Source organism: Streptomyces sp. NPDC021012 (genome assembly GCF_044333355.1).
In the GTDB taxonomy this organism is placed as follows: Bacteria; Actinomycetota; Actinomycetes; order Streptomycetales; family Streptomycetaceae; genus Streptomyces.
On sequence record NZ_JBIRQU010000023.1, the window covers coordinates 50,026 to 72,439 of the forward strand.

Annotated in this window: 25 protein-coding genes and 2 pseudogenes; 14 read left to right on the top strand and 13 right to left on the bottom strand. The window is 71.9% G+C overall.

From position 1 onward, the window contains the following. Nucleotides 1-2: 2 nt before the first annotated feature. The 3 genes from ACH4TP_RS38785 to ACH4TP_RS38795 all read right to left on the bottom strand — a co-directional run bounded on the left by ACH4TP_RS38785 (nt 3) and on the right by ACH4TP_RS38795 (nt 2,721). Nucleotides 3-878 (bottom strand): aminoglycoside phosphotransferase family protein, encoded by an 876-nt coding sequence (locus ACH4TP_RS38785; RefSeq protein WP_398440548.1) that lies wholly within the window; start codon nt 876-878, stop codon nt 3-5. Nucleotides 879-1,008: 130 nt separating this feature from the next. Next, entirely contained in the window at nt 1,009-1,698 is a 690-nt protein-coding gene (locus ACH4TP_RS38790; protein ID WP_398440549.1) for a copper homeostasis protein CutC, read from the bottom strand. A 51-nt stretch (nt 1,699-1,749) separates the two neighbouring features. Further along, nucleotides 1,750-2,721, bottom strand: coding sequence for a hypothetical protein (locus tag ACH4TP_RS38795; protein ID WP_398440550.1), 972 nt, complete (start codon nt 2,719-2,721; stop codon nt 1,750-1,752). Nucleotides 2,722-2,928: 207 nt separating this feature from the next. Between ACH4TP_RS38795 and ACH4TP_RS38800 the strand changes: the two genes are divergently transcribed. The 4 genes from ACH4TP_RS38800 to ACH4TP_RS38815 all read left to right on the top strand — a co-directional run bounded on the left by ACH4TP_RS38800 (nt 2,929) and on the right by ACH4TP_RS38815 (nt 7,109). Then, the gene (locus tag ACH4TP_RS38800; protein ID WP_389221517.1) at nt 2,929-3,210 is read left to right on the top strand and encodes a heavy-metal-associated domain-containing protein; all 282 of its coding nucleotides are present in this window, start codon (nt 2,929-2,931) and stop codon (nt 3,208-3,210) included. A 190-nt stretch (nt 3,211-3,400) separates the two neighbouring features. After that, nucleotides 3,401-5,668 (top strand): heavy metal translocating P-type ATPase, encoded by a 2,268-nt coding sequence (locus ACH4TP_RS38805; RefSeq protein WP_398440551.1) that lies wholly within the window; start codon nt 3,401-3,403, stop codon nt 5,666-5,668. A 32-nt stretch (nt 5,669-5,700) separates the two neighbouring features. Beyond that, nucleotides 5,701-5,982, top strand: a complete 282-nt coding sequence (locus ACH4TP_RS38810; RefSeq protein ID WP_389221521.1) for a metal-sensitive transcriptional regulator — start codon at nt 5,701-5,703, stop codon at nt 5,980-5,982. Between the two features lie 188 nt (nt 5,983-6,170). Then, complete coding sequence (locus ACH4TP_RS38815; RefSeq protein WP_389221523.1) at nt 6,171-7,109, top strand: hypothetical protein; 939 nt, start codon at nt 6,171-6,173, stop codon at nt 7,107-7,109. A gap of 47 nt (nt 7,110-7,156) precedes the next feature. Here ACH4TP_RS38815 and ACH4TP_RS38820 read toward each other — a convergent pair whose 3' ends face one another. Continuing rightward, nucleotides 7,157-8,680: a chitinase gene (locus ACH4TP_RS38820; RefSeq protein WP_389221525.1), complete on the bottom strand. Its 1,524-nt coding sequence runs from the start codon at nt 8,678-8,680 to the stop codon at nt 7,157-7,159. Between the two features lie 307 nt (nt 8,681-8,987). Between ACH4TP_RS38820 and ACH4TP_RS38825 the strand changes: the two genes are divergently transcribed. Continuing rightward, nucleotides 8,988-9,152, top strand: coding sequence for a hypothetical protein (locus ACH4TP_RS38825; protein WP_389221527.1), 165 nt, complete (start codon nt 8,988-8,990; stop codon nt 9,150-9,152). Nucleotides 9,153-9,178: 26 nt separating this feature from the next. Further along, complete coding sequence (locus tag ACH4TP_RS38830) at nt 9,179-9,559, top strand: hypothetical protein (RefSeq protein WP_389221529.1); 381 nt, start codon at nt 9,179-9,181, stop codon at nt 9,557-9,559. 22 nt (nt 9,560-9,581) lie between these two features. On the opposite strand, the gene ACH4TP_RS38835 is transcribed toward ACH4TP_RS38830, so the two are convergent. Both ACH4TP_RS38835 and ACH4TP_RS38840 read right to left on the bottom strand, forming a co-directional pair. Further along, on the bottom strand, nt 9,582-10,385 hold the full coding sequence (locus tag ACH4TP_RS38835; protein ID WP_398183627.1) for an MBL fold metallo-hydrolase: 804 nt from the start codon (nt 10,383-10,385) through the stop codon (nt 9,582-9,584). Then, complete coding sequence (locus ACH4TP_RS38840; RefSeq protein ID WP_398440552.1) at nt 10,382-10,960, bottom strand: NADPH-dependent FMN reductase; 579 nt, start codon at nt 10,958-10,960, stop codon at nt 10,382-10,384. The genes ACH4TP_RS38835 and ACH4TP_RS38840 overlap by 4 nt, the downstream gene beginning before the upstream one ends. A 133-nt stretch (nt 10,961-11,093) precedes the next feature. Here ACH4TP_RS38840 and ACH4TP_RS38845 point away from each other — a divergent pair, with 133 nt between their 5' ends. Genes ACH4TP_RS38845 through ACH4TP_RS38855 form a run of 3 tightly spaced genes read left to right on the top strand, consistent with a single transcriptional unit; the run spans nt 11,094 to nt 13,912 of the window. Beyond that, nucleotides 11,094-11,972, top strand: coding sequence for a pirin family protein (locus tag ACH4TP_RS38845; protein WP_398183621.1), 879 nt, complete (start codon nt 11,094-11,096; stop codon nt 11,970-11,972). After that, nucleotides 11,969-13,186 (top strand): MFS transporter, encoded by a 1,218-nt coding sequence (locus ACH4TP_RS38850; RefSeq protein WP_398440553.1) that lies wholly within the window; start codon nt 11,969-11,971, stop codon nt 13,184-13,186. The genes ACH4TP_RS38845 and ACH4TP_RS38850 overlap by 4 nt, the downstream gene beginning before the upstream one ends. Before the next feature lie 48 nt (nt 13,187-13,234). Next, nucleotides 13,235-13,912: a TetR/AcrR family transcriptional regulator gene (locus tag ACH4TP_RS38855; protein WP_389221539.1), complete on the top strand. Its 678-nt coding sequence runs from the start codon at nt 13,235-13,237 to the stop codon at nt 13,910-13,912. Here the strand turns inward: ACH4TP_RS38855 and ACH4TP_RS38860 are convergent. Next, nucleotides 13,866-15,155: an amino acid permease gene (locus ACH4TP_RS38860; protein WP_398183615.1), complete on the bottom strand. Its 1,290-nt coding sequence runs from the start codon at nt 15,153-15,155 to the stop codon at nt 13,866-13,868. The two genes, ACH4TP_RS38855 and ACH4TP_RS38860, sit on opposite strands and share 47 nt — an antisense overlap. Nucleotides 15,156-15,392: 237 nt before the next feature. Between ACH4TP_RS38860 and ACH4TP_RS38865 the strand changes: the two genes are divergently transcribed. Together ACH4TP_RS38865 and ACH4TP_RS38870 are read left to right on the top strand one after the other, a co-directional pair. Further along, a complete protein-coding gene (locus ACH4TP_RS38865; protein WP_398183612.1) occupies nt 15,393-15,611 on the top strand; it encodes a type II toxin-antitoxin system VapB family antitoxin in 219 nt (72 codons plus the stop codon). Next, nucleotides 15,608-16,015 carry a PIN domain nuclease gene (locus tag ACH4TP_RS38870; protein ID WP_398440554.1) on the top strand — a complete coding sequence of 136 codons (408 nt, stop codon included), beginning with the start codon at nt 15,608-15,610 and terminating at the stop codon, nt 16,013-16,015. Before ACH4TP_RS38865 ends, ACH4TP_RS38870 begins: the two co-directional genes overlap by 4 nt. Before the next feature lie 43 nt (nt 16,016-16,058). On the opposite strand, the gene ACH4TP_RS38875 is transcribed toward ACH4TP_RS38870, so the two are convergent. From ACH4TP_RS38875 to ACH4TP_RS38890, 4 genes and pseudogenes are all read right to left on the bottom strand, one after another. Next, on the bottom strand, nt 16,059-16,688 hold the full coding sequence (locus tag ACH4TP_RS38875; protein ID WP_398440555.1) for a LysE/ArgO family amino acid transporter: 630 nt from the start codon (nt 16,686-16,688) through the stop codon (nt 16,059-16,061). Then, a complete protein-coding gene (locus ACH4TP_RS38880) occupies nt 16,688-16,999 on the bottom strand; it encodes a DUF2087 domain-containing protein (RefSeq protein WP_389221547.1) in 312 nt (103 codons plus the stop codon). The genes ACH4TP_RS38875 and ACH4TP_RS38880 overlap by 1 nt, the downstream gene beginning before the upstream one ends. Nucleotides 17,000-17,042: 43 nt before the next feature. Continuing rightward, nucleotides 17,043-17,327 carry a hypothetical protein gene (locus ACH4TP_RS38885; RefSeq protein WP_389221549.1) on the bottom strand — a complete coding sequence of 95 codons (285 nt, stop codon included), beginning with the start codon at nt 17,325-17,327 and terminating at the stop codon, nt 17,043-17,045. Between the two features lie 435 nt (nt 17,328-17,762). Further along, nucleotides 17,763-17,948, bottom strand: a pseudogene (locus tag ACH4TP_RS38890) (hypothetical protein); the annotation flags it as partial. 172 nt (nt 17,949-18,120) lie between these two features. On the opposite strand from ACH4TP_RS38890, the gene ACH4TP_RS38895 reads away from it, so the two are divergent. Further along, entirely contained in the window at nt 18,121-18,867 is a 747-nt protein-coding gene (locus ACH4TP_RS38895) for a DUF6879 family protein (protein ID WP_398440556.1), read from the top strand. After that, complete coding sequence (locus tag ACH4TP_RS38900; RefSeq protein ID WP_398440557.1) at nt 18,867-19,730, top strand: helix-turn-helix domain-containing protein; 864 nt, start codon at nt 18,867-18,869, stop codon at nt 19,728-19,730. Before ACH4TP_RS38895 ends, ACH4TP_RS38900 begins: the two co-directional genes overlap by 1 nt. A gap of 616 nt (nt 19,731-20,346) precedes the next feature. Here the strand turns inward: ACH4TP_RS38900 and ACH4TP_RS38905 are convergent. Then, complete coding sequence (locus ACH4TP_RS38905; RefSeq protein ID WP_398440558.1) at nt 20,347-21,039, bottom strand: aspartate/glutamate racemase family protein; 693 nt, start codon at nt 21,037-21,039, stop codon at nt 20,347-20,349. A 234-nt stretch (nt 21,040-21,273) separates the two neighbouring features. On the opposite strand from ACH4TP_RS38905, the gene ACH4TP_RS38910 reads away from it, so the two are divergent. Continuing rightward, on the top strand, nt 21,274-22,185 hold the full coding sequence (locus ACH4TP_RS38910) for a hypothetical protein (RefSeq protein WP_398440559.1): 912 nt from the start codon (nt 21,274-21,276) through the stop codon (nt 22,183-22,185). A 68-nt stretch (nt 22,186-22,253) separates the two neighbouring features. Here ACH4TP_RS38910 and ACH4TP_RS38915 read toward each other — a convergent pair. Continuing rightward, a pseudogene (locus ACH4TP_RS38915) lies at nt 22,254-22,414 on the bottom strand (ABC transporter permease); the annotation flags it as partial.

Here is a 22,414-nt window from a genome sequence, read left to right on the forward strand (position 1 = left end):
GCTCAGCGGTCCGCGAGGGCCTCGGACCACGTGCGGTGGGCGACGGCCGCCAGGACCGGGTTCTTCTCCCGGTAGTAGTGCTCGGTCACCAGGCCCCAGCACAGGGCCCAGCCCCGGCCGCGCGCCCAGGTGGCGTCGTCGACGCGGGAGGCCTCGCGGAAGAGGGGGCGGGTGTCGGCGGTCAGGAGGGACCAGGCGGGCATGGTGTCGACGGCCGGGTCGCCGACGCCGAGGCAGCCGAAGTCGATGACGGCGCCGAGGCGGCCGCCGTGACTGAGGAGGTTGCCCGGCAGCAGGTCCCCGTGGGTCCAGACGGGCGGGCCGTCCCACTGGGGGAGCCGGAGCACGGACTCCCAGGTTTCCATGGCGAGTTCGGTGTCGACGACGCCCTCGGCACCGAGCTCGCGGACCGCCCCCGGCAGGTTGCCGTCCTCCCAGCCGGTGACCGGGCCGCCGCGCGAGGAGGCGGGACCGCCGGCGGCGTCGACGGCACGCAGGGAGCGACCGAAGCGGCCCAACTCGACCGCGGCATGGGCGAGATCGGTGATCGGGGCGTCGTACGCGTCGTCGCCGTCCAGCCACGCGAAGACCGACCAGGCGCGACCGTACCCCTCCCCCGGCACGCCCCGCCCGACGGGCACGGGGACGGGCAGGGGCAGATGCGGCGCCAGGTGCGGCAGCCAGCGCTGCTCCTTCTCGGCCTGCCCCTCCGCCCAGTCCGCCTTCGGCAGCCGTACGGCGAGCTCGTCGCCCAGCCGGAACACGGCGTTGTCGGTGCCGGCCGAGTCCACCTCCCGTACGGGGAGCCCGGCCCAGTCCGGGAACTGGGCGGCGATCAGCCGCTCGACGAGCGCGGTGTCGATGCGGGGAGAGGTCATGCGCGCGAGGCTAACGATCGATCCCCCGGCGGACCACGGGATTTCGCCTCCGCGCCTCTGTCCCGGTCCAGGACGACCCGCCGGCGGGAAGCCGCCTGGCGGGACCGGGAGCGGCTGCTCCGGTGACGCCCTACGCGTCGACCGCCTCGCGCCAGGTGCGGACCGCGTCCGGGGAGACCGGGTGGGTCCAGCCCTGGGGGCGGGCGGCGCCGCCGATGTGGAAGGCGGTGAGGCCGGCGGTGCGGAGGGGCGGGAGGTGGTCGAGGCGGAGGCCGCCGCCGACGAGGATCCGGGGTTCGTAGCCCGGCTCGCCCGTGCGGGCGGCTTCCGCGCGGAGGGTCGCCAGGCCGTCGTCGACGCCGGTGGCGGCACCGGCCGTCAGGTAGGTGTCGAGGCCGGGGAGGTCGGCGAGGAGCTTGCGGAGGCCGTCGCGGTCGGCGGCGCGGTCGATCGCCCGGTGGAAGGTCCAGCGGCAGCCGTCCAGGACGGTGATCAGGCGCTCGACGGCGACCAGGTCCGGTTCGCCGTCCGGCGTGAGGAAGCCGAGGACGAACTCGTCCGCGCCCGCCGCGCGGAGCTCCTCCGCCCGGCCGACCAGGGCGTCGACGTCGCCCGCCGCGAAGCCGTCCGCCAGGCGGAGCATCACGCGGAGCGGGATGTCGACGGCGCGGCGGATGGCGGTGAAGGTGGCCGTCGACGGGGTGAGCCCGTCCGCCGCCATGTCGGTGACGAGTTCGAGCCGGTCGGCCCCACCGGTCTGGGCAGCGACCGCGTCCTCCTCGTCGAGGGCGATCACCTCAAGGACAGCACGGTTGCTCATCTCGCCCATTCCTCCATGAATGACGACTACAGGTCTAGTCCAATGTCCAGACTAGCCGTGCGCGTGAGCTCCCGCATCGTGCCCCGCCTCACCGGCCTCGCTCGCGGCCGGAGCCGGCGCCTTTCCGTTCGCGCCCGCCGTCACCGTGAAGGAGGCCGTGCGGACCTTCCCCTGGTGCTGGAAGTCGAGGAACAGGCGGTACGTGCCCGCACTGGGGGCGGTGGCCGTGAAGGAGACGTCCGGGCCGGGGCCGCCCTCGTTCGGGTGGACGTGGAGGTAGGCGAGGTCGCCTTCGCGGAGGGCGACGAGGTGGCCGTAGGCGCCGAGGTAGGGCTCCAGGTCGGTCACCGGCTTTCCGGCCTTGGTGACCGTGAGCTTCAGCTCGCCCGGCTCGCCCGGGTCCAGGACGCCGCCGAGGCGGACCTGGTAGCCGTCGACGGTCGAGGTCGGGGCGGCGGCGGGGAGCGGCTTCGGGGCGTACGCGCCGGGGACGGAGAGGTCGGCGCCGAGCGTGACGCCCTTGGCGCCGGGCGCCGCCGGCCTGAAGTCGGCGAAGGCCTTGTAGCCGCCGGCCTCCGGGAGGTCCGCGTCCACCGACCAGGTGCCGTCGGCGGCCCGCACCGGGTGGAGGTGGCGGAAGGTGGTGAGGTCGCGGGAGGCGACGATGAAGTGGAGTTCCTTGCCGTGCTCGGTGGCGAAGGCGGTGACCTTCTCGCCGGACGCGTCCCTGATGGAGAACTTCAGGGTGCTCTTGCCCCGGGCGGGGGTCGGGGTGTCCAGGGCCAGCGTGTAGCCGTCCTGGGAGATCTGGAGGCCTCCCGGGAGTGATGAGGCCGCCGCCGCCGACTCCTCACCGTGACCCTCGTGACCCGGCTCCTCCTGCGGCTCCCGTGCCGCGTGGCCCGCGTGCTCCGTCCTCTTCGGCTCCTCGACGGGGCCGACCCCCTTGCCGACCCCGTACGCGGTCCCGAAGGTCGCGGCGAGCGCGGCGGCAAAGGCAGTGATCTTCACTCCGGTGTTCATGACTGCTCTCCCGTACGTGGGTGGCGTGGGCATTGGTGCGTCCGATGCACTTCACCATACCCCTGGGGGGTATCAAGTCAAGTCGCTCCGACGCTTGCGCCGGATACCACCGGGGGGTATACATGGACTCACGACCGGATACCCCCCGAGGGTATCGACGAAGAGCTCGACAGAGTTCCGACAGAGTTCCGACCGAGGAGAGAAGCCATGGGCTCCTGCTGCACCCCCGACAACAGCTGCTCGACCACGGAGACCACCGCCGTCGCGGTCGCCGACAGCACCGCCACCGTCTACGCCGTCTCCGGCATGACCTGCGGCCACTGCCGGACCGCGATCACCAAGTCCGTCAGCGCCCTCGACGGCGTCATCTCCGTCGACGTCGACCTCGCCGGCGGCCTGGTGACCGTGACCACCGGCGGCGAGCCCGACGACGCCGCGATCGCCGCGGCCGTCGACGACGCGGGCTACGAGCTGACCGGCCGGGCCTGATCCGCCGCCGGGCAGACCGACACCCCACCGGCGCGCCCCCGTCCCGGTACCCGACGGTCCGCCCGGCAGGCGGACACCGCCCGCACCACCCGGCCGCCGGGGCCCGACCTCCCCCAGGCTCTCGGCTTCGCCCGGGCAGGGGCCCCCGCCTGGGCCCCGGCCCCCGAACCGCTACACCGAGGAGCAGGAAATGACCACGACCACTCCGGGCACCGCCCAGGTCGAGCTCGCCATCGGCGGCATGACCTGCGCCTCGTGCGCGGCCCGCATCGAGAAGAAGCTGAACCGGATGGACGGGGTCGAGGCCACCGTCAACTACGCCACCGAGAAGGCGAAGGTCACCTTCGACGCCGACATCGCCGTCGCCGACCTCATCGCCACCGTCGAGGCCACCGGTTACACCGCCCAGGAGCCCCAGCCCGAACGGCCCGCGAGCGGCGGCGGCGAGGACGGGCCCTCCGACGAGGAGATCGCCGACGCCGAGCTCCGGCCGCTCAAGCAGCGCCTGATCACCGCCGTCGTCCTCGCCGTGCCGACCATCCTGATGGCGATGGTCCCGGCCCTCCAGTTCGAGTACTGGCAGTGGCTGAGCCTCACCCTCGCCGCCCCGGTCGTCGTCTACGCCGCCTGGCCCTTCCACAAGGCCGCCTGGACCAACGCCAGGCACGGCGCGGCCACCATGGACACGCTCATCTCGGTCGGCACGATCGCCGCGTTCCTGTGGTCGTTGTGGGCGCTGTTCTTCGGGACCGCCGGTACGCCGGGGATGACGCACCCCTTCGAGTTCACGATCGCCCGCACCGACGGCGCCGGGAACATCTACCTGGAGGCCGCGGCCGGCGTCACCGCCTTCATCCTGGCCGGCCGGTACTTCGAGGCCCGCTCGAAGCGCAAGGCGGGCGCCGCGCTCAAGGCGCTGATGCAGCTGGGCGCCAAGGAGGTGACCGTCCTCAAGGGCGGTCGCGAGGTCACCGTCCCCACCGCCGAACTCCAGGTCGGGGACCGGTTCCTGGTCCGCCCGGGCGAGAAGATCGCCACGGACGGCACCGTCGTCGAGGGCTCCTCGGCCGTCGACGCCTCCATGCTCACCGGTGAGTCCGTGCCCGTCGAGGTCTCCGTCGGCGACTCCGTCACCGGCGCCACCCTGAACGCCGGCGGCCGCCTGGTCGTCGAGGCCACCCGCGTCGGCTCCGACACCCAGCTCGCCCGCATGGCCAAGCTCGTCGAGGACGCGCAGAACGGCAAGGCCGCCGCCCAGCGCCTCGCCGACAAGATCTCCGCCGTCTTCGTGCCGATCGTCATCGCCCTCGCGCTGGGCACCCTCGGCTTCTGGCTCGGCACCGGGCAGGGCCTGACCGCCGCCTTCACCGCGGCCGTCGCCGTCCTGATCATCGCCTGCCCCTGCGCCCTCGGCCTGGCCACCCCGACCGCCCTCATGGTCGGCACCGGCCGCGGCGCCCAGCTCGGCATCCTGATCAAGGGGCCCGAGGTCCTGGAGACCACCCGCAAGGTCGACACCATCGTCCTGGACAAGACCGGCACCGTCACCACCGGCCGCATGACCCTCATCAAGGTCCACACCGCCGCAGGCGTGGACGAGACCGAGGTCCTGCGCCTGGCGGGCGCCCTGGAGCACTCCTCCGAGCACCCCGTCGCCCAGGCCGTCGCCACCGGCGCCGCCGCCAAGGTCGGCACCCTGCCCGCCCCCGAGGACTTCGCCAACATCCCCGGACTCGGCGTCCAGGGCGTCGTCGACGGCCACGCCGTCCTCGTCGGCCGCGAGAAGCTGCTCGAAGAGTGGGCCATGGAGCTGCCCGCCGGGCTCAAGTCCGCGAAGGACGAGGCCGAGAAGGCCGGCAAGACGGCCATCGCGGTCGCCTGGGACGGGGAGGCCCGCGCGGTCCTGGAGGTCGCCGACGCCGTCAAGGAGACCAGCGCCGAGGCCATCAGGCGGCTGCGCGCCCTCGGTCTCACCCCGATCCTGCTCACCGGTGACAACAGGGCGGTCGCCGAGGCCGTCGCCGCCGAGGTCGGCATCGACGAGGTCATCGCCGAGGTCATGCCGCAGGACAAGGTCGACGTCGTCAAGCGCCTCCAGGGCGAGGGCCGTTCGGTCGCCATGGTCGGCGACGGCGTCAACGACGCCGCCGCGCTCGCCCAGGCCGACCTGGGTCTGGCGATGGGCACCGGTACGGACGCGGCCATCGAGGCCGGCGACCTGACCCTCGTACGGGGAGACCTGCGGGCCGCGGCCGACGCGATCCGGCTCTCCCGCAAGACCCTCGGCACCATCCGCTCGAACCTCTTCTGGGCCTTCGCCTACAACGTGGCCGCCCTGCCGCTCGCCGCGGCCGGACTGCTCAACCCGATGATCGCGGGCGCGGCCATGGCCTTCTCCTCGGTCTTCGTGGTCGGCAACAGCCTCCGCCTGCGGGGCTTCCAGGCCGCCGACAAGTGACCGACCCGACCTGACCTGACGAGGAGCCCGCCGTGGCCGGTTACGGACAGCACAAGGAAGACATCATCAGACGCCTGAAGCGGATCGAGGGACAGGTCCGGGGCGTGCAGCGGATGGTCGACGAGGACGTCTACTGCATCGACGTCCTCACCCAGGTCTCCGCCGTCAACGCGGCCCTCCAGTCCTGCGCGGTGGCCCTCCTGGACGAGCACCTGAGCTGCTGCGTCACGGAGGCCATCGCCCAGGGCGGAGACCAGGCGAAGGAGAAGGTGGACGAGGCGTCCAAGGCCATCGCCCGGCTGATCCGGACGTGACGGAGCACCGAGCGGGATCAACCGCCCTTGCGTGAAGGGCAGTCGGCGGACACGCGAGGGCAGGGGCTGCCGGCGGGGCGGATGGCGGAGGCGTTCCAGATCGTGCACATCGACCGAGCCTTGTAGCCACTCGGGGTGCGTGAGACCGTGAGCGCTCAACGTTCCTGAACCCGGGGGGAGTTCACGCCATGGCGGTCGAGAGGTCGGAAGCGGAGAAGAGCCTGATGGACCAGTACGCCCTGCCCTGGGTGGAGGCGGACGAGGACGACGCCTATGCGGGCTCCGACAGCCTCCGGCCCTTCGGGTCGAAGTTCGCGGCGGACCGGGCGGACGCCGCCAAGGCCGTCGATCCGCTCGTCTCCGGCGGGCGGGGCGAAGCGGCCAAAGCCCTGGCGGAACACTGGGCGGGCGTGGAGACCCAGTTCAAGAACGTGTCCGAGGCGGCCACGGCGATCGTCGACGGCATGCACGAGTGCGGCAAGATCGTCGCGGACACGAAGAACGCCGTCCTCGACCGCGTCGACAACCTCCGGTCGTCGATCTCGCACCTGAGCTACGGCAACCTGCCGCGGCGCATCCCTTACGAGGATCTGGTGGCGGATGAAGCGGAAAAGGCCAGGCCCGGAATCCAGGCCGAGGTGGACTCGGCGACCACCCGCAGCGACGAGCACCTGAAGCGCGTACGGAACAACGAACACGTCGGGTCCCTCAAGTCCATCGCGGGAAGACCCCAGGGAACGGGCGGCAGTGCCGGCACCGGCAAGCGGGCCGGCGACAGCATGCACCTGGCCTCGGCCGGCGGCTCCCCGTGGGGCGACCTGTTCCACGACTACGACGAGCACAAGCGCGCCGTGAAGAAGCTCGGCGAGATCGCCACCCACATCCGGGACACCACTTCGCAGCCCCTCGCCCAGGCCGTCCTCGACACCACCGAACTCGGCGCGAGCGGCGCCGTCGGCGCTTCCCTGGCCGCAGGCATCCACCCGCTCCTCGACGACCTCGTCCTCGCGTCCCGAGCCCTCGCCGACCATCTGACCGGCCCGCTCTCCGACGCGATCAAGGCGGCGGCCAAGGACCAGAAGGAGCGGGAGGACGACATCAAGGGCGGCTTCGGCTGGATGCGCTAGGAGGCGGGGCCCGTCGGGCGCGGCGGGCCCCGCTCCTCCCGGGTGGCTCAGCAGGCCCCGAGGTCCTGCCACACCCCCCACTCGCCCGTCGTGCCGGGCTCCTCGCCCAGGGTCCACCACTTGGCCTTCCAGGTGTGGCCCTTGTGGGAGACCTGCTGGCCGCCGGTGTAGACGGTGGAGGAGGACCAGGGGGCCGCCGTGCACTGGGTGGCGCCGCCGGTGACGGTCAGGGAGAGGACGGCGGCGTGGCCGGCGGAGGGGCTCGATCCGTTGACGACGACCTGGTAGGTGCCGGAGACCGTGGTCGCGGCGGTGGTGAGCGTGAGGGTGGCGGAGCCGCCGGCCGTCACCGAGGTGGGGCTGAGGGTGGCGGTGACGCCGGCGGGCAGGCCGCTGACGGTGAGGTCCACCGTCTGGGCCGCGCCGGCGGTGACGGCGGTCTTCACCGTCGCGGAGGTGGACGCGCCGGCGGTGACGGTGGCGGCGGCCGGGGTGGTGGTCACCGAGAAGTCGTCGGCCGGGGCGGTCGTCCCGCTGGTGAAGGGGGCGAAGACGTGCGAGAAGTCCCAGGTGTTCTGCTGGATGCCGGAGCAGCCGTCGGCGGCCGCGCCGCCCGCGCAGCTGCCGTTGTCGCGCTGGAGCGCCCAGAAGGACAGGGTGCTGATGCCCTTGGAGACCGCCCAGTCGTAGACCGTGCGGGCGTTGGCGAGGCTGAACGTCTCCGCCGGGCCGAAGTCGTCGACGCCGATCATCTCGATGATGCCGACCATGCCCCAGAGCTGGGCGGACGTCTTCGCCGGGTAGAGCTTGGCGAGCTGGTCGTACAGGCCCTGCGCGGCGGTCTTGGTGTCCGCGGCCATGTCGTGGGCGGCGTTGTCGTAGTAGTCGAAGGTCATGATGTTGACGACGTCGACCTTCGCGCCGTTCGTCACGGCGTTCTTGAGCACGGCCAGACCGCTCGCGGCGAGGCCGTGGGTGGTCGTCGGGAGGGTGTACGAGATCTGGAGCTGGCGGCCGTTGGCGGCGGCCCAGTCCTGGACGAGCTTGATGGCCTTGTTGCGGCGGTCTATCCCGGCGGCGTTGTCGAGGGAGTCGACCTCGATGTCCATGTCGAGCCGCGTGACGTCGTAGGTCGTGACGACCTTCTCGTACACCGCGGCGATCTGGTTGACGTCGGTGCAGCTGTCGGCGATCTCGGTGCCCGTGGTGTCGGCCGTGTAGCCGCCGAAGGAGGGGATGACGTCGCCGCCGCGGGACCGCATGGTCGCGATGTCGGCGCCGAAGGACGACTGGGCGATCGGCAGCCCCGTGTCGCCGTTCCAGTACGCCGTGCAGGAGCCCTTGGTGGCGGTCTGGAGGAACGCCATCGTCAGGTGCTTGGCGCCCGACTGCGCGCTGAGGGCGGCCGGGCTCTCCCCGGTCCAGGACTCGAAGTAGGGGGCGAAGACCCGGGCGGGGAGCGGGGTCGCGGCCTGGGCGGGGGCGCCGGCGACGGAGGCGAGGCCGAGGGCGGCCACGGCGGTCACGGCGGCGGTGAGGGCCGAGCGGAGCGAACGTACGCGTCGTCTCATGGCAATCCAATGACTGTGGGGGAGGTGCGGGGATACCGGAGCGTGCTTCAACGTCCTTGTCGCGCACGACGGTTGCGATGTCGAAGTACGGAGTAACCCCGCGGCCATGGGCACGTCAATGGCCTGGACCAAACTTGGACTAGACCAATTTGGCGATCCGGTGCGTGGTGCACGCAGCCGGTACGGGCCGGTCCTGGAACGATGCGCGCGGGCGGCCCGATTGGTCCAGCGAGCCAGGTCCGGAGCCCTTCGCGCCCCTCGTGCCCGGAAGCGGTTCCTCCGCGGACCGGCCGGGTAACCGACGTACATGTCGAAGGGTTGGCGCTGGTTGCTCCTGGCAGGGTTCGTCGTCTGGACCGTCCTCGCACTCCAGTGGACGGACTTCGGCTGCGACTACCCCGAGGCCTACCTCGCGGTGCTCCGCTTCGGCACCCCTGAAGGCCTGGAGTTCCTGCCGGCCTGTGCGGGTTAGCGCGCCCCGCTGCCTAGGATCGCGCCATGACCCGTATGACGCGTACGACTCCCCTGACCCGTCACTCACCCTCGTCCCCGTCGCCGCGGTCGCGGGACTCGTCCCTGTCGCTCTGGTCGCGGGACTCGTTCCTGTCCATCGGCTCGGTCGGCTCGTTCCTCTCCATCGGCTCGGTCGGCTCCGCCTTCTCGGTCGGCTCCGTCGGCTCCTGGGCGAGCGTCGGCTCCGTCGGCTCCGCCCTCTCGGTCGCCTCCATCGGCTCCTGGCAGAGCCTCGGCTCCTTCCTGTCCGCCCAGTCGAGCTGGTCGGTCCTCTCCTGGCGCTCCCACCGGGGGGTCCTCGCGGCGGGGGCGGTCGTGGCGGTGGCGGGGACGGTCGCCCTCACCGCGCGCCGGACCGGCCGCTGACACACGTCCGTACGCGAACCGGTCAGAGCGCTTCCGGCACCCCCGGCCGGAGCCGTCGCAGCCGCCCCGCCAGGTCCGGGGCCCCGAAGGCCTCGGTGATGCGGGCCGGGTCCTCGGCCAGGTGGTCCCAGGAGTCGAAGTGGAGCGGGACCACCGTGCGGGCGCCGAGGACGCGGGCCAGGGCGGCGCCCTCCCGGGCGCTCATCGAGAAGGCGCGGTCGCCGGTGGACGGGAAGTGCGCGTCGCCGAGGTGGAGGAAGGCGGTGTCGATGCGGAAGCGGGCGCCGATCTCCGCCAGGGCGTCGTGCCGGACGGTGTCGCCGGAGACGTACAGCGCCCCGCCCTCGTACGCGACGACGAAGCCGGTGACGGGCCCCGTGACGTGCTCGGTTCCCTCCGGGCCGTGCCGGGCGGGGGTCGCCGTGACCGTGACCGTCGTGGCCCCGGCGGTGACCGTCCGGCTCTCCCAGGACGCCAGCCCCTCCGCCCGGCCCCCGAGGCGCCCGGCGGCCTCGGGAGTGGTGAGGACCGCCCCGGCCCGGGCGAGCACCTCCCGGCCGGTCACGTCCAGGTTGTCGGCGTGCTGGTCGTGCGAGAGCAACACCAGGTCGACGGGCGGGAGTTCGGCGGCGGTCAGCGCGGGGCCCGCCGTGCGGCGCAGCGGGCGGGCACCCGGGTAGTCGGCGGGGGCCGGATCCAGCGCGGGGTCCGTGAGGACGGTGAGGTCCCCGATACGGAGGAGGACCGTCGCCGTACCGAGGTAGGTGGCGGTGACGGTGGCCGCACCGGGGCGGTCGGCGGTGGCGGACCCCTGCCGGGAGGTCACGCCGCGGCCTTCGAGGCGTCGATCTTGGCCTGGAGGGAGGTCAGGAGGCCCTGGAGGAGCTCGATGGTGACCTCGTCCGTGAGGTTGCCCTCCTCGTCGAAGCGCTCGTGCGAGCGGAAGACGTGGACCTCGGGCTTCACGACGACGTCGCTGTCGGTCCAGACGAAGACCTGGCGGAGGGCGAGCTGCGCCCGGACGGTGCCGAAGTTGGTGGGCGCGGCGCCGAGGATCGCGACGGGCTTGCGGTGCAGCGGGAGGCCCTCGGTCTTGGTCCAGTCGGTGGACAGCCAGTCGATCGCGTTCTTGAGGACGCCGGGAATGGAGTAGTTGAACTCCGGGGTGGCGATGAGCAGTCCGTCCGCCTCCGCGACCCGGCGGCGCAGCTCCTCGACGATCGCCGGCCGCAGCTCGGGGGTGTCGAGGTCGAGGTCGTACGGCGGGATCTCGCGCAGGTTCTCGTAGATCTCGATCTCCTGGCCGCCGGGGTTGAACTTCTGCGCTGCGCGCAGCAGTTGCGTGTTGTGCGAGGTGGCGCGGAGCGAGCCGGAGATGGCGAGGATCGTGGACGCGGTCATGGGAGCCCCCAGTTCGTCGGGCGAGCCGGCGGGTGCCGGGCTCGACAACCCAGAAGCTAAACCGGTCGGTTCAGTCTGTCAACCAAACAGTTCAGTCTTGACAGTGAACTGAATGGTGTAGTTCATTCGAGGCATGACCGTTGACGCACTCACGACAGAGCGGACCGTCGCCCGCACCGCCCGCCCCTTCCACACCTACGAGGGCGCCGGATTCCCCGTGCGCCGCCCCTTCCCCACCGAGGAACTCCCCTTCGTCGACCCCTTCCTGATGATCGATCAGGTCGGTCCCATCGAGCTCGCGCCCGGCGAGGCGAAGGGCGCGCCCCCACACCCGCACCGGGGCTTCGAGACGATCCAGTACGTCCTCGACGGCGACATCGCGAACGCCGACTCGCGCGGCCACCACGCCGTCGTCCGCGCCGGCGGCGTCCAGTGGCTCACCGCCGGTTCCGGCATCGTCCACGAGGCCCTGCCCACCCCGGAGTTCCTCGCCTCGGGCGGCCGGCAGCACATGCTCCAGATCTGGCTGAACCTCCCCGCCCACCTCAAGAACGTCCCGCCGCAGAGCCAGAACGCCGAGCCCTCCGACCTCCCCGTGGCCCGCACCCCCGAAGGCGCCGACCTGACCGTCCTCGCCGGCACCACCCACGGCGTGACCGGCCCCTTCGCCACCCGCACACCGGTCCTCGTCGCCCACGGGCGCCTCGCGCCCGGCACCCGCGCCGAGTTCACCGTCCCCACCGGGCACAACGCCATGGTGTACGTGATGCGGGGCGAGGCCACCGTCTCCGGCACCCACCTCCCCGACGGCCACCTCGCGGTCCTCGCCCAGGACGGCGACCGCTTCACCGTCGAAGCCCCCGACACCGCCGCCGAGGTCCTCGTCCTCACCGGCGAACCGATCGACGAGCCGGTCGCCCGCAGCGGCCCCTTCGTGATGAACACCCCCGCCGAACTCCGCCAGGCGGAAAGGGACTACAGGCAGGGGCTCATGGGCCGGATGCCGGCATGAACGTGTCCGTGGGCAGGCGTTCCGCGGAGGGGGTCCCCCCTGGACGAAGTCCTCGGGGGAGCAACGGGCGGGCACGAACGGACCACCGGGCCGCAGACGCGAACACACCCCGGGCCGCAGGCGCGGGACACCGGCGGGGCGCCGCCCGAACCGGCCTCCTCCTCGCCGCCCTGGCCGCCCCCGCCGCCATGGGAGTGTCCGGGCCCAGCCTCGCCCTCCCCGACGCCGCCCGCGCCCTCACCGTCACCCCGGCGGCAGCCACCTGGCTGATGACGGCGTTCGGGCTCGGCATGGCCGTCGGCACCCCCCTCCTCTCGGCCACCGCAGGACGCCGACACGGCCCCGCCGGAGTCATCAGGACCGCCGCCGTCCTCGTGTCCCTCGGCGCGCTCCTCGTCCTCCTCGCGCCGAACCTGCCCCTCGCGGTCGCCGGGCGCGCCCTGGAGGCGGCCGGCGCGGCGGGCCTGAACGTCGCCGCCTTCCAGCTCGCCGGCCGGGACCGCTCGGGCCGGATCCCGGGCCTGGTCGCGATCGGCAGCGCGGCGGGCGGCACCGTCGGCCTGTTCGCGGGAGCGGCGGTGGCCGGGGCGCTCGGCTGGCGCGGAGCCCTGGTCCTCCCGCTCCTCAGCCTGCTCTCCCTGCGCCCGGCACTCCGCCTGGCGGCCGGGGAGCCCACGGAGGCCGCCGCCACCCCCCGTACCCCCACACCCACCCCCGCCCTCCCCCTCGACATCCTCCGCAACCGCCGCTTCCTCGCCGCCTCCGCACTGATGCTGACGCTCTCCACCGTCAACTTCGGCCTGCTGTACGCCGCTCCGCGCCGCGTCGCCGTGCTCACCGGCTGGGGTGCGGTGGAGACCGGGGCCGTCGCGTCCGTCGCCGCGCTCGCCGGGGCGCTGCTGTCCTGGCTGCTGGTCCGCGCGGCCCCAGGGCTGGGCCCCACCCGGCTCAAGGCCGCCCTCGCGCTCGGTTCGGCCGCGGGTCTCGTGCTCGCCGTGGCCGCGCCCTGGCCGGTGGCCGTCCTGATCGGCTCGGGGACCAGCGCGCTCGTCACGGCCGGCGGTCAGGGGCTGCTGACGGGGGCCGCGACCGGAGGCCTGCCGGCGGCCCGGCACGGCCTCGCGATCGGCCTGTTCAACCTGGCGTTCCTGATCGGCGTCGCGGCGGGCCCCGCCCTGGCGGCCTTTGCAGACCAAACCGTTCAGTTCATATAGTGAAACCCCCGTAGTGGGACCCCCGCCACTCCACTGAAGGAACCGCCCATGGGAGCCGACCCACAGCACGCCGAAGCGATCGACGAGTACGGCATCCCGATCATCCCGGACCCCGCCGACGCCGCCTCGCGCAAGCGCCAGGCGATCATCGACGCGGCGCTCGCGGAGTTCCTCGCGGAGGGGTACTCGGCGGCCTCCATGGACGCGATCACGCGCGGTTCCGGAGTCTCGAAGGCGACGATCTACAAGCACTTCGGCAGCAAGGAGCGCCTGTTCCTCGCCGTCATCGGCGGCGTCCTGCCGAAGACGTACGCCGACCTGGAGCCGTCCAACTCGACGATCGCCGACGCCCCCGACCTGCGGGCCGCGCTCGTCCGGCTCACCACCGACTGGGCCCGGATCCTGCTGCGCCCCGACATCATGTCGCTGCGCCGCCTGGTCATCGGCGAGATCGACCGCTTCCCGCAGCTGGGCCAGCTCTGGTACCGGGTCAGCTACGACATGAACAACGGCCCGCTGATCGAGGCCTTCACCGAGCTGAACGCGCGCGGCGCCCTCGACGCGCCCGACCCGGTACTCGCCGTGCAGCAGCTGGTGGCGGCCACGGTGGGCGTGCCGCAGCTCGTCCGCACCTTCTCCCCGGACGCGGAGATCGACGAGGCGGAGCTGACGCGGGTGATCAGCTCGGGAGTGGATCTGTTCCTGGCCCGGTACGCGCGTTCCTGACGCGCCGCACCCCCGCGAGGACCAGCAGGACGAGGGCCCACGCGCCCGTCGTCAGGAGCTGCGTACGGCTGGCGGCGTCCCCGAGCATGAACACCAGCACCCCGCCGATCCCCGCGAGCGCGGCGACGGCCCGTACCGACGGTCCGTGCAGCCGCAGGTGGGAGGCGGCGATCAGGGCCCAGACGAGCAGGATCGCGGCGCCGATCGAGTTGAGCAGGAACGGGAAGACCGTACGGGGCCAGAGAAGACTGAGCACGACGGAGACGAACCCGAACGCGGCGGAGGCGAGGACGGCGGCGTACGGGACGCCCGACCGCCCTCCGAGCCGGCCGAGGGGGCGGGGCGCGTCGCCGCGTCCGACGAGGGCGTACAGCATGCGGGAGGAGCCGTAGATGTTGGCGTTCATGGCGGACAGCAGCGCCACGAGGACGACGGCCTTCATCAGCTCACCGGCACCGGGGACACCGATCCGGCCCATCACCGCGGCGTAGGGCCCGTCGGCGACGCCCGGGGCGTCCCACGGTACGAGGGTCACGATGACGGCCATCGAGCCGAGGTAGCAGACGGCGACCCGCCACATCACGGCCCGGACGCCCGCCCGCACGGCGCGGACCGGGTCCTCGCACTCGGCGGCGGCGATCGTCACGGTCTCCAGGCCGCCGAAGGCGAAGACGGCGGCGACGACACCGACGGCGACGCCGTGCCAGCCGTGCGGCAGGAATCCCCCGTCGTGAAGGAGGTGTCCGTCCCCGGGCGAGGCGACACCGGGCATGAGCCCGAGAACGACCACGACCCCGAGCACCAGGAAGACCCCGATCGCGGCGATCTTCACCCCGGCGAACCAGAACTCCAGCTCGCCGAAGTTCCGCACTCCGGCGAGGTTGCTCGCGGTGAACACGCTCATGAAGACGGCCACCCACGCCCAGCCGGGCACGGCCGGCAGCCAGCCGCCGACGATGTGCGCCGCCGCGACGGCCTCGGCGGCCACGCTCACGACGAGCAGCGCCCAGTACATCCACCCCGCGAGCAGCCCGGCCCACGGCCCGAACGCCCGCCGCGCATGCTCCGCGAACGAGCCCGTCACGGGACGCGCGGCGGACATCTCCCCGAGCATCCGCATCACCAGCACGGTCAGCACCCCGGCCAGCGCGTACGCCACCAGGATCCCCGGCCCCGCGGCCGCGATCCCCACCCCGGACCCCACGAACAGCCCGGCCCCGATGGCCCCACCCAACGCGATCATGGCCAGATGCCGCTGCCGCAGCCCGGCCCCGAGTCCCCGCCCCGACACGATTCCCCCCGAAATTCAGTCACCCAGCGCGCAGGATCCTGACGCCCCGCTCCACGGCACGGCAAGCCGGTCCCGGGCGCTGAGACGTCCCGAGAAGCGGCGAGGAGGGAGACGGGACGGCGGTCGCGCGGCACGGGTGCGATATATACTCCACGAATCGACATATACGATCGACTGTCGGAGGCTCTCATGTCCAAGACCCTTGTCGACATCGACGACGACATGCTCGCCTTCGCGCAGCAGCAGCTCGGCACCAGGACCAAGCGGGACACCATCAACCGCGCGCTGACCATAGCGGCGTCGATCAGTGCGGACGACCGCGCCCGGGCGCTGCGGTGGCTCCAGGAGAACGCCGAGGACTTCCTCGACTTCGACTTCCTGGAAGAGCAGGAGCGGTCCGGCCGGTGAACTACCTCGCCGACACGTCGGCCGTGTGGCGGCTCCTGCGCCGGCAGGTCGGCGAGCCCTGGCCGACCCGCGTGGCACGTGGCCAGGTCTCCCTCTGCCCGCCGGTCGAAGCGGAGCTGATGCGCGCACTGCGCTCCGACCGCGACAACGAGCCGTTCACCACCATGCTGAGCCAGACCTTCACCTGGGTCCCGGCACCGGAAGACCCCTGGCCCAAAGTCATCGCCGTACAGCGGGATCTGCTCGGCATCGGCCACCACCGCGGCCCTTCGCCGATGGACATCCTGATCGCGCTCACGGCCGAACAGCACCGCCTGACCCTGCTGCACGTGGACGACGACTTCGCGACCATCGCCAAGGTGCGCCCCGGCATCGAGATGATCCGGCTGCTGCCCGAAGCCTGACGGCGGCCCTACCGGACGCCCACCGCCCCGGCACGCCCCCGCCTCACCCCCGCACCACCAGCCTCACCGCGAGGGCGACGATCAGCGTGCTCGACGCCACCGCCGTACCGAGCCTCCCCCGGGCACTCGTCAGGAACCGCCCGAGGAGCGTCCCCCCGAAGGCCAGGAGCAACTGCCAACTGGCGGAGGCGACCAGCGCGCCGACGACGAAGGCCGCACGGTCGACGGACGTGGCGGGAGCGGAGGGTCCCGTGGCGAGGACGAGGGCGGCGAAGTAGATCACCGTCATGGGGTTGAGGATCGTGATCCCCAGAAAGGTCAGATACGCACGCCCGGGAGCAAGCGCGATCCCGTCGTCCCGCGAAACGCCCCCGCCCTCCCGGTACGCGACGAACGCCCCCCACCCGCCCCGGACCCCCAGCACCACCAGCACGACGGCCGAGACCCACCGCAGCGGGGTCATCACCGGCGCCAACACCGGCACGAGAGCGGAACCACCCACCACGGCGAGCAGGGCGTACACCCCGTCGGCCGTGGCGACACCGAGGGCCGCACCGGCCCCCGTACGCCAACCCGCACGCGCCGTGACGGCCACCAGATAGGCCCCCACCGCACCCACCGGAATCGCGATGCCATACCCGGCCAACAGACCGGCCACCGCCGCCCCGCCCATCACGCGACGGCGGAGATCGCGCCTCCAGGGACCCCGGGCTGCTGCTGTCGGCGGTAGTCCGCGCCGTCCTTCGTACGCGTCAGGAACCCGCCCACCACCAGATACCGGCGCAACGCCGAGAAGTCCTCGTGCACGGCGAGCAGCGCCTCGTTCACCTCACGCTCCCCATAGACCCGATCGGCCTCGAACAGCGTCTCGGCCAGATGCGCGAGGAGCGCCTCACGGCGCGCGGGCTTCCGCGGGATCGCCTTGAGACGCCCATCAGCGGAGAACAGGTCCGCGACAGGGCGGACGACGGAATGACTGGTCATGCCGAGAGCCTGCTGCCCCCCTCCCCCACCCCGCAAAGGGTTTTCAGCGCGTGACGACGTTCACGGCGTCCTGGAAGCTCGGCATGACCGGCGGGGTCCCCGTCCGCTCGAAGAACGGCTGCGCCTTCTCCACGAACGCGAGGAAGTTCTCCTTCGAGTCGAAGAAGTCCACCACCCTCCACCCCCCACTCCCGTCCGGCCCGGCCGCATGCGCGATGAACCCGGCCGGCGGAAACCACTCCGCACCCTGGATCAACCGCGTCGTCTCCTCGTACTGCTCCTGCGTCCCACCGGGAATCTCGACGGTGACGATGACGCCCTTCTCCATGGCCTCGCTCCTGTACGTCGGGGAAAGAGTCCCGACCAGCAGACCAGCCACCCACCCGCCCCGCACGACGACGGACCCCGTTCGAGCGAGCGGGGCCGGGCCGGCGGCCGGCTCGCCTATGCGGGGGCCCGGGACCGCTGCCCGCGGTTGCAGGCGTGGTGCGGACAGGCACAGCGGCGCACGAGCAGAATCCCCGAGCCGTACGGCAGCGGAACGTCCTTCGTCTGCCGGCACTCACGGTGCAAGCTCTCGTACCCGGAGACCCCGGCAAGCCTGCACTCGGGGGACACGACCGGCACCCCCATCAGAGGACTCCACCGCTGCTCGCCGAGTTCAGAGCAGGTTGCGTTCCCTCATGGCCGCGAGCCGCTCCTCACTGGCGGCGGGACGGACCCGGCCAGGGTCGGCGCCCCTCTCCCACCCGCCGACAACCGGCCGGAGCGCTTCGGCCAGCCGGGCAGCCACATCTGCGCGCACCCGCCCCAGCTCCACGAGCTTCAAAGCCGGAGACCCCGGATCCACTCCCAGCGACGGCAGGACGACCCCGACCCCGGCCAACGCCTCCCTCAGAGACTGCATCGCCACGAACGGATCCACCTCGTCGATTTCCTTCATCGTCATGAACTCGACGCTAGGAAGAGGAGGTTGCCCGGCGATACGCTGTTTTCTCGACTTTGCTCAACAGGTGGACCGGATTGCTCGTCTTTTCTCCTGGACCCCGGCTGAACCCGTAGTGCCGAGCCGGGCCGCCGACCAAGCTGTTGGACCAACACCCCTGGGAGGGAGAGCGTCCATGGCACGTCAGTTGCGCTTCACCGGTACCGACAGCAAGATCGACGGCTGCCCCGCCCTGCACACGGACGAGGTAACCGGCGAGATCATCGTTCAGGGCACGCCCATCAACGACCCGGCGGACCTCGCTCAGCTCCAGCACCTCGGACCGGGCGAGGCGGCGGTGGCCGTGCCGCGCGAACTGCTCGTGAACTGGGGGCCGAAGGAGATGGAGCGAGTGCCTGAGCTGGTCGACCGGGACACCTTCCGCCGTCTCTTCGAGACCTTCGCGCACACCGCCTGGCGACTGGAGACGAGGCGCGGTTACGCGTCGGACCGACAGGACCCCGACTATCAGGCGTTCCTGGCCACCGGCTCCTCGCCGTGCGACCCCACCGAGCCGTGGTTCGTGAACATCCGGGCCCAGGTGGACACCGGCAAAACGGTCGGCCGGGTCCGGATCGCCGACCGGCCGCCGACCACCGAGCAGCTGTTCCTGCTCGACTACTCCCGCCACAACGCGGCCTCCGGCGAGGACATCCGCTACCTGTGGCGCGAGGACGCGGCCGGCCTGCCCGCCGAGGACTTCTGGATCTTCGACTCGCGGATCGTCGCGCTGCTCCACTTCGACGACGAGGACACCATGCTCGGCATCGAGCTGATCACCGAACCGGCGGCGGTAGTCCGGTACTGCGTCGCCCGTGACGCGGCCATGCACCACGCCGTGCCGTACGACCGGTTCGCCGCGCAGGTGGCTGCGGCCGACTAGTGGCTACCGACTACCAGCAGGCACGGGAGGCGTTGGGCGCGCGACTGCGTGAACTGCGTTTCTCGTGCCCTGGTGGTCGGCTGACGGGCCAGCAGCTCGCCCACCGGATCGGCTGGCAGGGCTCCAAGGTCAGCAAGCTGGAGAACGGGAAACAGACGGCCTCACCCGAGGACCTGCGGGCGTGGGCCGACGCGACCGGCCAGCCGGACACGTACCCCGAGCTGGCCGCCCGGCTGGCCGGGTTCGAGTCGCACATCAGGTCATGGCGCAGAGCGCTGGCGAACGGCTTCAAGCCGATGCACGAGGGACTGACCGCCGAGATCGACCGCACCTCGGAAATCTGGATGTGGGAAGAGGCCGTGGTCCCCGGGCTGATGCAGACCCCCGAGTACGCGCGCCACGTCATCCAGCGGTACGCGGACCTGCTGAACGTGACCAAGGGCGTCGAGGACGCCGTACGCGCCCGCGCCCAGCGCCAGGAGTGGCTGTACCAGCCCGGCCGCAGACTGCGCGTGCTGATGTGGGAAGCCGCGTTGCGCTCGCTGATCTGCCCGCCGTCCGTGCTGGTCGCCCAGCTCGACCGCCTCACCGGCATGATCGGCATGGACACCGTCGAGCTGGGCATCGTGCCGTTCACGGCATCGATGAAGATCGCCCCCGCCAACGGCTTCTGGGTCCTGGACGACCGCCTGGTCGTCGCGGAGGACTGGCACGCCGAGCTGTGGCTGGACGACGCCGAGAACATCGCCTTGTACCGGAAGGTCTGGAAGACCCTGCGGGAGTCGGCGGTGTACGGCACCGACGCCAACAACGTCATCAACTCGGCGCGACGCGCACTGATCCCCGCCGACGGACGCAGATAGACCGGGGCTCGTTGAGGGTGCCGTCTCCTTGGCCCTCGGGGCGGGCGTGCTTCATGGGCTTCTGGTGGGTGGAGAGGCGCGAACAACTCCGCTCTACTGCCAGTAACAACCCCACACCGGAGCCCAAAAGGGGCACATCGATCAGGTGGGTCGAGTTACTGCGGGAAACCACCCACCAGGGGCGACCAGCGGGGCCTGAAGCCCCGCCGCACGACGGCCGCCATCCGCTGAGCCGTCCCGGGCCGCCCCATTGAACTCCGCGCGGCCCCACCCAGGGAAACAGTCCCGCCCACCCCCGCCACTAACCATGCCCCCACCCACCGGCCCGCACAGCCAACAGCCGCCCCGCCGATGCCCGGCCTGGCCTCCACCCGGGGCCCTTCGCCCGCCTACGGCGGGACGGGACCCCGGTGCTCCCGCGTGGACCCTCCCCCCGGGCCGCCCTCCGAGTGTGAAAAGGCGGCCTCCGCCGCCGGGTCAAGGGTGGAGCGAAGCGGAATCGGCGAAGCCGACGCGACGAAGGAGCGCCCTTGAGGCGGTGGTGGAGGCCGCCACGCTCGGAAAGAGGGCGGCCGCACCAGAAGCCTGCGGAGCCGGATGACCCGGTCCGCCCCCGCTACTCGGACAGGGCTGCGTGTACGGCGGCCTCGGCGTGGAGGCGGGCGGTGGGGAAGGTCGGGACGGGGCTGTGCTCGGGGCCGATGAGGAGCTCGATCTCGGTGCAGCCCAGGATGATGCCTTCCGCGCCGTCAGCGACCAGGGCCGTGATGACCTGCTGGTAGGCGGCGCGGGATTCCTCGCGCACGATGCCCAGGCAGAGCTCCTCGTAGATCACGCGGTGGACTTCCGCGCGCCCGTCGGCGTCCGGGATGCGCACGTCGAGTCCGCCGGCTTCGAGGCGGCCTCGGTAGAAGTCCTGCTCCATCGTGAACGCGGTGCCCAGCAGGCCGACCCGGCGCAGTCCCGACGCCCGTACGGCCTCTGCGGTGGCGTCGGCCAGGTGCAGCAGGGGGACGGAAACCGCCGCCTCGACCTGGTCGGCGACCTTGTGCATGGTGTTGGTGCAGATCAGCACCATGTCCGCACCGGCTGCCTCAAGAGCCTGGGCGGCCGCAGCCAGGATCTCGCCGGCCTCCGTCCAGCGGCCCTGGACCTGCAACTGCTCGATCTCCGCGAAGTCCACCGAGTAGAGCACACACCGAGCCGAGTGGAGCCCACCGAGGCGGTCACGCGTGAACTCGTTCAACAACCGGTAGTACTCCGCCGTCGACTCCCAGCTCATCCCGCCGATCAGCCCGATCTTCTTCATCTCCACACCCCTCACCTGCATAAGGAGTTGAGGATGGCAGGCTGCTGCGCATAAGCCCTGCTTGGGGTCGGTCGGTCCTTGGAGTGCGCCCCTCCGTCACCCACACGGGCGATCTTCAAACACCGTGCCTGTTCAGGCGGGTTCGGTGCGTTACGTTCGCACAAAACGGCCCCCGCCGATGGCTTGCACCCCATCAGCGAGGGCCTGAACCACTAGTGGACGGACCTCCACACCGTGATCTATCGGCACTTTAACGCGCCCTCGCGCGCCTTCACCCAGTTCTCGCACGACATCATCCGGCATCCCCGGCTCTCCTCCGACGCCGTCCGGCTCCTGACCTGGCAGCTCTCCCTCCCCCAGGGCGCCCGCGAATGCCTCTCCCGTACAGCCGAACGTGCCCGGATCGGGTCAACCTCCTTCGTACGCGCCAAGCGACAGCTCAAGGAGGAAGGCTTCGTCCACGAGCGGCGAGTCCAGGGGGTCAACGGCTACTGGTTCACCCAGCAGCTCGTGTCCAACGTGCCGTTGACCGCCGACCAGGCCGCCAAGCTCCTCGGACGGGAGCCCGTACCCGTACCCGCCTCACCGGCGTCCTCGCAGGTCGCACCGAGTCACCCGGAACCGGCCGTCGGCCAGCCGGTGCCCCCGCCGGCCGACGGTTATCCAGAGAGCGACCCCGCAGGGGACACCTCCAACCTTCCCCCCGAGGCCGAGGAGGAGGCCGAGGAGAAGGCGGCAGTGGCGGCAGCGGTGGCGGTGGCGGACTCACCCCGGCTCGAAGAAGGACGCGCCCTCATCGGCGCCCTCCCCATCCTCTCCCCCGTCCTCCGCCACATCCCACCCGGCATGCGCGACGAACTCGCCCGCCTCGCCACCCGCTGGCTCGACGCCGGACACACCCCCACCGACATCCACGCACACATCCTGCGCGGGCTGCCCGGCGCCGGGACCCCCGTACACCGCCCCGGCGGACTCCTCCGGTACCTCCTGCGGGACGTACCACCCCGGGAGCTGACGCCCCGGCCCGCGCCCGGGATCTCTTCGCGGCTCTCGGGGACGCGTGAGTGTTCTGGTGACCACACGCAGACGACCCTCTTCCGGCCCGTCGGGGACGAGACGCTCTGCCCCAGGTGCGTGACGGACTGAAGGCCCGTCGCTGCCACCCTGGCGGGCGGTGGCAGCGACGGGCCTTACCAAGTTGCCGATCTGGTGGGCTACTTGGGGTCGCGGTTGAAGACGGACTTGGACCAGAAGTAGCCGAGGAGGGTCAGGGCCAGGGACCAGGCGAGGGTGAGCCAGCCGTTGGGGCCGATCTCGGTGCCCAGGAGGAGGCCGCGGAGGGTTTCGATGGCGGGGGTGAAGGGCTGGTACTGGG

Bases quoted from the DNA above. Each gene is read 5' to 3' on its own strand.
- ACH4TP_RS38785 (WP_398440548.1), bottom strand. From the start codon at position 878: ATGACCTCTCCCCGCATCGACACCGCGCTCGTCGAGCGGCTGATCGCC.
- ACH4TP_RS38790 (WP_398440549.1), bottom strand. From the start codon at position 1,698: ATGAGCAACCGTGCTGTCCTTGAGGTGATCGCCCTCGACGAGGAGGAC.
- ACH4TP_RS38795 (WP_398440550.1), bottom strand. From the start codon at position 2,721: ATGAACACCGGAGTGAAGATCACTGCCTTTGCCGCCGCGCTCGCCGCG.
- ACH4TP_RS38800 (WP_389221517.1), top strand. From the start codon at position 2,929: ATGGGCTCCTGCTGCACCCCCGACAACAGCTGCTCGACCACGGAGACC.
- ACH4TP_RS38805 (WP_398440551.1), top strand. From the start codon at position 3,401: ATGACCACGACCACTCCGGGCACCGCCCAGGTCGAGCTCGCCATCGGC.
- ACH4TP_RS38815 (WP_389221523.1), top strand. From the start codon at position 6,171: ATGGCGGTCGAGAGGTCGGAAGCGGAGAAGAGCCTGATGGACCAGTAC.
- ACH4TP_RS38820 (WP_389221525.1), bottom strand. From the start codon at position 8,680: ATGAGACGACGCGTACGTTCGCTCCGCTCGGCCCTCACCGCCGCCGTG.
- ACH4TP_RS38825 (WP_389221527.1), top strand. From the start codon at position 8,988: ATGTCGAAGGGTTGGCGCTGGTTGCTCCTGGCAGGGTTCGTCGTCTGG.
- ACH4TP_RS38830 (WP_389221529.1), top strand. From the start codon at position 9,179: ATGACCCGTATGACGCGTACGACTCCCCTGACCCGTCACTCACCCTCG.
- ACH4TP_RS38840 (WP_398440552.1), bottom strand. From the start codon at position 10,960: ATGACCGCGTCCACGATCCTCGCCATCTCCGGCTCGCTCCGCGCCACC.
- ACH4TP_RS38845 (WP_398183621.1), top strand. From the start codon at position 11,094: ATGACCGTTGACGCACTCACGACAGAGCGGACCGTCGCCCGCACCGCC.
- ACH4TP_RS38850 (WP_398440553.1), top strand. From the start codon at position 11,969: ATGAACGTGTCCGTGGGCAGGCGTTCCGCGGAGGGGGTCCCCCCTGGA.
- ACH4TP_RS38855 (WP_389221539.1), top strand. From the start codon at position 13,235: ATGGGAGCCGACCCACAGCACGCCGAAGCGATCGACGAGTACGGCATC.
- ACH4TP_RS38860 (WP_398183615.1), bottom strand. From the start codon at position 15,155: ATGATCGCGTTGGGTGGGGCCATCGGGGCCGGGCTGTTCGTGGGGTCC.
- ACH4TP_RS38865 (WP_398183612.1), top strand. From the start codon at position 15,393: ATGTCCAAGACCCTTGTCGACATCGACGACGACATGCTCGCCTTCGCG.
- ACH4TP_RS38875 (WP_398440555.1), bottom strand. From the start codon at position 16,688: ATGGGCGGGGCGGCGGTGGCCGGTCTGTTGGCCGGGTATGGCATCGCG.
- ACH4TP_RS38880 (WP_389221547.1), bottom strand. From the start codon at position 16,999: ATGACCAGTCATTCCGTCGTCCGCCCTGTCGCGGACCTGTTCTCCGCT.
- ACH4TP_RS38885 (WP_389221549.1), bottom strand. From the start codon at position 17,327: ATGGAGAAGGGCGTCATCGTCACCGTCGAGATTCCCGGTGGGACGCAG.
- ACH4TP_RS38895 (WP_398440556.1), top strand. From the start codon at position 18,121: ATGGCACGTCAGTTGCGCTTCACCGGTACCGACAGCAAGATCGACGGC.
- ACH4TP_RS38905 (WP_398440558.1), bottom strand. From the start codon at position 21,039: ATGAAGAAGATCGGGCTGATCGGCGGGATGAGCTGGGAGTCGACGGCG.